Genomic DNA, 331 nt, shown 5'->3' with positions numbered 1-331 from the left:
ATATCACGTAATTTGAATCTTGAAAAAAATAAGAAAATAAAAGAATTTTTATTTGAACTTTTACTTGATAAAGAAGGTGTCAATTTAGATGATGTATTAATAAGTATAAAAAAGGAAATACAACGTTTTTCACAGAATAAATCAGATCAATTTTATAGATATACATATGATTTTTTAAAATTTAGATTAGTAACAATTTTAGATAAGTATGAAAATGATGATGTAAATATAAATTTACCAGAATATAAAAGTCTATCCGATGCGTTTCAAAATGGCCAGCGAAATGATTATGAAAACAGTATGCTTTATTCTAAAATTTGTTTCAATTATT

1 pseudogene is annotated in these 331 nt (G+C 21.8%); it reads left to right on the top strand.

Annotation, left to right across the window (positions count from 1 at the left end):
* A pseudogene (locus C1G53_RS00235) lies at positions 1-331 on the top strand (hypothetical protein); the annotation flags it as partial.

The sequence above is a fragment of the Streptococcus suis genome (assembly GCF_002960445.1).
GTDB lineage: Bacteria > Bacillota > Bacilli > Lactobacillales > Streptococcaceae > Streptococcus > Streptococcus hyiners.
Note: the sequence above shows the minus strand (reverse complement) of the source record. Positions and strands in the feature narration are given on the sequence as shown.